The 5359-nt window shown below is 67.0% G+C and carries 4 protein-coding genes and 1 pseudogene; 4 read left to right on the forward strand and 1 reads right to left on the reverse strand.

The annotated features are described in order from the left end of the window. From ACP5E6_RS11700 to ACP5E6_RS11710, 3 genes and pseudogenes are all read left to right on the forward strand, one after another. Positions 1–540, forward strand: a pseudogene (locus ACP5E6_RS11700) (FAD-dependent oxidoreductase); the annotation flags it as partial. Then, entirely contained in the window at positions 537–1691 is a 1155-nt protein-coding gene (locus ACP5E6_RS11705) for an NAD(P)/FAD-dependent oxidoreductase (protein ID WP_427954418.1), read from the forward strand. The pseudogene ACP5E6_RS11700 and the gene ACP5E6_RS11705, both read left to right, overlap by 4 nt. Further along, the gene (locus tag ACP5E6_RS11710) at positions 1688–2800 is read left to right on the forward strand and encodes an NAD(P)/FAD-dependent oxidoreductase (protein WP_427954419.1); all 1113 of its coding nucleotides are present in this window, start codon (positions 1688–1690) and stop codon (positions 2798–2800) included. Before ACP5E6_RS11705 ends, ACP5E6_RS11710 begins: the two co-directional genes overlap by 4 nt. Positions 2801–2817: 17 nt before the next feature. On the opposite strand, the gene ACP5E6_RS11715 is transcribed toward ACP5E6_RS11710, so the two are convergent. Beyond that, positions 2818–3597 (reverse strand): SDR family oxidoreductase, encoded by a 780-nt coding sequence (locus tag ACP5E6_RS11715; protein WP_427954420.1) that lies wholly within the window; start codon positions 3595–3597, stop codon positions 2818–2820. Positions 3598–3719: 122 nt separating this feature from the next. Between ACP5E6_RS11715 and ACP5E6_RS11720 the strand changes: the two genes are divergently transcribed. Next, a partial coding sequence (locus tag ACP5E6_RS11720) for a fatty acid--CoA ligase (protein WP_427954421.1) occupies positions 3720–5359 on the forward strand: 1640 nt, incomplete at its 3' end.

Here is a 5359-nt window from a genome sequence, read left to right on the forward strand (position 1 = left end):
GGCGTGGTGCGGGTGGTGGGGGATTGTGCCGGGGTCGAGGAGCCGGGGGGGCTCGCGTATCGGATGGCGTGGATGCGGGCGTTGCTCGATACCGGGGGCGGTGATGTGCCGGCTTGTGTGTGTGAGGCGGTGACGCGGGAGGATGTGTTTGCGTTGCATCCGCCGGGGTATCTGGGGCCGGAATCGGCGGCGATGGCGGCGCGGGATTATGCGGGGCTGCTGGCGGAGGGGCCGCCGGATCATGATCAGATGAAGCGTTTGACCCGGGTTTCGATGGGGGCGTGCCAGGCGCGGCGGTGCCGCGAGCAGGTGGCGATGCTGTTGGCGATCGGGGCGGGGGGTGATGTCGGGCGGGTCAACCGGGCGGGGTATCGGGCGCCGGTGCGGCCGTTGAGCCTAGCGGCGCTGGCGGCACCGGATGACGCGGCGAGTGCGGCGGGGTGGGATGTGTGGTTCGGGATTGTCAGCCAGTGGGTGCCGTATGACGAGATCGGCACGGCGCGCGAGGCGGATTATATCGCGGGGGACATGCATCTGTGATTGGCGCTGCCGTGGTGATCGTGGGGGGCGGGGTGACCGGGCTGAGTGCGGCGTGGTGGCTGGCGCGGGACGGGGTGGATGTTCTGGTGCTCGACAAGGGGGTGATCGGGTATGAGGCGTCGAGCCGGAATGGCGGCGGGGCGACGCATTATCAAAGTCCGCTGTTTCATGAAGAGCAGCGGTTGTGGCCGTTGATGGATGAGTTGCTGGGGTATCCCACCGAGTATCGGCCGGAGCGGATCGTGATCGCGATGAACGAGGATCAGATGGCGCGGTATCGGCGGATGCAGGGGATATTGGCGCGGCTGGGATATCGGGCGGAGGAGATGGATGCGCTTGAGGTGAGCGCCGCGGTGCCGCTAGCGGGCACGCGCCATGTCGGCGGGATGCATATCCGCACCGGGGGGCAGGCCAATCCGCAGCGGACGGTGCAGGCCTATGGCTGGGCGGCGCAGGATCATGGCGCGCGGATCATGCAGCATGTGCCGGTGCTGGGGATCGAGATGGCGCGGGGGCGCGTGGTGGGGGTGCGGACGCGGGACGGGGTGATCGGGTGCGATCAGCTCGTGGTGGCGGCGGGGCCGCAATCGGGGGTGTTGCTGCGCGGGATCGGGATTGATTTGCCGTTGGCGCCGGCGCGGGCGGAGATGATCGTGACGGAGGCGGTGCCGCTGATGCCGCTGGGCGGGGTGGATGGCAATGGGCTGTATGGGCGGCAGACGTTGCGGGGTAACCTTGTGTATGGCGGCGGGTGGCATGAGTGGCTGGCGGAATTGCCGCTGGAGGGGGCGTTGCCGCGGCCTTCGAGCCCGGTGATCCGCCAGATTGCGTTGCGGCTGGCGCAGATGTTGCCGAAGGTGGCGCATGTGCGGGTGATCCGTTCCTGGGCCGGGATTGTTGAGAATACGCCGGATGGGCGGCCGGTGCTGGATCGGCCCGCGGCGCCGGGGAATGTGACGGTGGCGACGATGTCGAGCGTGGGGTTTGGCCTTTCGCCGGCGAGCGGGCGGGCGGTTCGGGATTTGGTGGTCGAGGGACGGTGCGGGTTTGCTGAAATCGGCAAGCTGTCGTTGCGGCGGTTCGAGGGGTTGGACCCGGCGTGGCGGCAGCGGCTTGGATGGGTGACGCCGATGGATGAGGTTGCGGCATGAGCGCGGGCAAGGTGCTGGTGGTGGGCGGCGGGATTGCGGGGTTGAGCACGGCGTGGGGCCTGGCGCGGCGGGGATTCGCGGTCGAGTTGTTCGAACAGGGGGCGCTGCCGTGTTCGAAGGCGTCGTCCTATGACGAGCATCGGATCATTCGGAATGCGTATGGCGAAATGGAGGGGTATGCGGATCTGATGCCGGCGGCGTTCAGCCTGTGGGCGGCGCTGTGGGCGGCGATCGGGGTGTCGCATTATGAGGCGATGCCGGCGGTGTATGTGATGCGCGGCGAGAGCGACTGGTATGAGACGACGCGGCGCTCGATGGCGCGGCTGGGGGTTGAATGTGAGGATGTGCCGATCGATGCGGCGATGGCGCGGTATCCGATGGTCAATCCGGATGGGGTGACGCGGGTGGTGCGGACCGGGGGGGCGGGGATTTTGTACCCGATCCGGATTTTGACCGATCTGGTCACGCTGATCGCGGGGCTGGGGGTGGTGTTGCATCCGGATACGCTTGTCGAGTCGGTTGATCTTGAGGCGGGATCGGTGCGGACGGCGGCGGGGGTGATCAAGGGCGATGCGGTGGTGGTGACGGCGGGGGCGTGGGTGAACCGGCTGGTGGCATCGACGATCGGGGTTGCGGTGCCGTCACGTCAGGCGGTGATGTTTCTGGCGCCGCCGCCTCGGCTGGCCTCGGCGTGGCGGGCGGCGCCGGTGCTGATCGATATCGGGGCGGACAGCGGGACGTACACCTTGCCGCCGCGAGCGGGGACGCGGTTGAAGATCGGGGATCATCAGTTCACCCGGCGGGGCGATCCCGATGAGGATCGGGTCGGGAGCGATGCGGATGTGGCGCGGCTGGGCGCGGCGGCGCGGCGGGCGTGGCGGGATTTTGATGATTACACGGTGCTGGAGCGCAAGGCGTGTTTTTACACGGTGACGGCGGATGAGCGGTTTCTGGTGCGGCGCGAAGGGGCGCGGGGATGGCTGGGGAGTGCGTGCTCGGGGCACGGGTTCAAGCTTGGGCCGCTGATCGGGGATGGCATTGCCGGCGCGATCGCCGGGGAGCGGACGGCGGTGGCATTGACGGTGTGGGCGGCCGGGCGGGCGGCGTGATCCCGCCCGGGTTGCGCTCAGATCACCATCGTGCCGCCGTCGATCGCGAGGATCTGGCCGGTGATGTGGCCGGAGGCGGCGGAGCAGAAGAGAAGGGCGGCGCCTTTCAGATCGTCGTTGTTGCCGAGTTTGCCGAGCGGGGTGTGGTGCAGCACCTGTTGTTCGAACTGGCCGAGGATGCCCTTGGTCATTTTGGAGGGGAAAAAGCCCGGCGCGATGGCGTTGACCGTGATGTTGTGCGGCCCCCATTCGGCGGCGAGCGCGCGGGTGAGATTGATCACGGCACCTTTCGAGGTGTTGTAGGGGATGGTGCCGGTGATATCCGGATGGTGGCCGCGCAGGCCGGCGATCGAGGCGATGTTGAGGATTTTGCCGGCGCGGCGCGGGATCATCGAGCGGCGGGCGATTTCCTGGGTCAGGAAGAACAGGTGGTTGACGTTGAGGTTCATCACGCGCGCCCAGGCTTCGGGCGTCACGTCGGTGGCGGGGGCGCCCCAGGTGGCGCCGGCGTTGTTGACCAGAATGTCGATGCCGCCGTGCAGGGCGAGGGTGGCGTCGGCCAGGGCCTTGGGACCTTCGGGTTTGCCGAGATCGGCGACATGGGCGGTGGCGGCGATGCCGAGGGAAGCGAGGTGACGGATGGCGTGGTCGAGCTCGTCGGGCTTGCGGGCGGCGATGGCGATCGTGGCGCCGTATTCGCCGAGCGCCTCGGCGATCTGCAGGCCGAGTCCGCGAGAGCCGCCGGTGATCAGGACGCGTTTGCCGGTGAGGTCGAACAGGGATTTCAGCGTGGCCATGGCGTTTCCTTGTTTTGAGGGTCCCGGTGGAACCGGCGGATATTGACGGGCGCGATACGCTCCTATCCTATGGCGTTCAAGTCCTGGGGTGAACCGGGACGTCAATCCGGAGGAAGCGTGCGATGAATGAGGTGCAAGCCCCGTTTCAGTATCAGTTGCTGATCAAGCAGATTCTGAAAATGCCGATCGCGCAGGCGAGTCGCCGGCAGATTGTGTATCGGGGCGAGTTGCGGTTCAGCTATCCGCAATTCGTCGAGCGGGTGCATCGGCTGGGCGGCGCGTTGCGCGCGCTCGGGGCGGGGATGGGCACGCGGGTGGCGGTGATGGATTGGGACAGCCATCGTTATCTCGAGGCGTATTTTGCGGTGCCGATGCTGGGGTCGGTGCTGATGATGGCGAATATCCGGCTCAGTCCGGACCAGATCGCCTACACGATCGACCATTCCGGGGCCGAGATTCTTCTGGTGAACACCGATTTTCTGCCGGTGCTCGCGGCGATCAGGGATCGGTTGCCGAAGCTGCGGGCGGTGGTGCTGATGAGCGATCAGGCGGCAGCGCCGGCGTGGGCGGATAGCGCGGGCGCGTATGAGGCGCTGCTGGCGGCGGCCGATCCGGCGACCGCCTTTCCCGATTTCGATGAAAACACGCTGGCGACGACGTTTTACACCACAGGGACGACCGGATTGCCCAAGGGGGTGATGTTCAGCCATCGGCAGTTGGTGCTGCACACGCTGGCGCTGATGTCCACGTTGATGATGGCCGGGCTGAACGGGCGGATTTCACGCGAGGATGTGTATATGCCGCTGACGCCGATGTTTCATGTGCACGCCTGGGGGTTTCCGTATGTGGCGACCATGATGGGGATGCAGCAGGTCTATGTCGGGCGGTTTCTGCCGGATGTGGTGGTGCATCTGCTGCGGACCGAGCATGTCACGGTTTCGCATTGCGTGCCGACCATCATGCATATGATCCTGAACGCGCCGGCGGCGAAGGCGATCGATTTCACCGGCTGGCGCGTGATCATCGGCGGGTCGGCGCTGCCGCGGGCGCTGTGCGAGGCCGGGCTGAAGCGGGGGATCGATATTTTCGCCGCCTATGGCATGTCGGAAACCTGCCCGATCATGACGATGACCCAGTTGCGCGGCGATATTCTCGATGTCGAGCCGGATCGGCGCGAGGCCGAGATCCGGATGCGCCTGGCCGCCGGCATGCCCGCGGCATTGTGCGAGGTGCGGGTGGTGGATGAGGCGATGAACGATGTGCCGCACGACGGCGCATCGGTCGGTGAGGTGGTGGCGCGCTCGCCGTGCCTGACGCCGGGTTATGCCGGCGACGCGGCGGCTTCGGCGGCGTTGTGGCGCGGCGGGTGGCTGCATACCGGGGATATCGGCACGATGGATGCCGACGGATTTCTGCGGATCGTCGATCGGGTCAAGGACGTGATCAAGACCGGCGGCGAGTGGATTTCCTCGATCGGGCTCGAGGATATCGTGCTGACCCATCCGGGCGTTTCGGAGGTTGCGGTGGTCGGGGTCGCCGATGAACGCTGGGGCGAGCGGCCGGTGGCGTTTGTGGTGCCGCGGCCCGATGCCGTGATCGATGCGGAGGCGGTGCGCGCGCATGTGCGCGCGCATGCCGAGGCCGGCGCGATTTCGCGCTATGCCGTGCCGGACCGGATCATCATCGTCGAGGCGCTCGACAAGACATCGGTCGGCAAGCTCGACAAGAAGCTGATGCGGACGAAGGCGACCGCGATGATGAC

The sequence above is a fragment of the Acidiphilium sp. genome, from assembly GCF_049977125.1.
Lineage (GTDB): Bacteria > Pseudomonadota > Alphaproteobacteria > Acetobacterales > Acetobacteraceae > Acidiphilium.

What these genes read in the sequence shown, in the direction of transcription:
- ACP5E6_RS11710 (WP_427954419.1), top strand. Translation starts at nt 1,688, where the DNA reads ATGAGCGCGGGCAAGGTGCTGGTGGTGGGCGGCGGGATTGCGGGGTTG.
- ACP5E6_RS11715 (WP_427954420.1), bottom strand. Translation starts at nt 3,597, where the DNA reads ATGGCCACGCTGAAATCCCTGTTCGACCTCACCGGCAAACGCGTCCTG.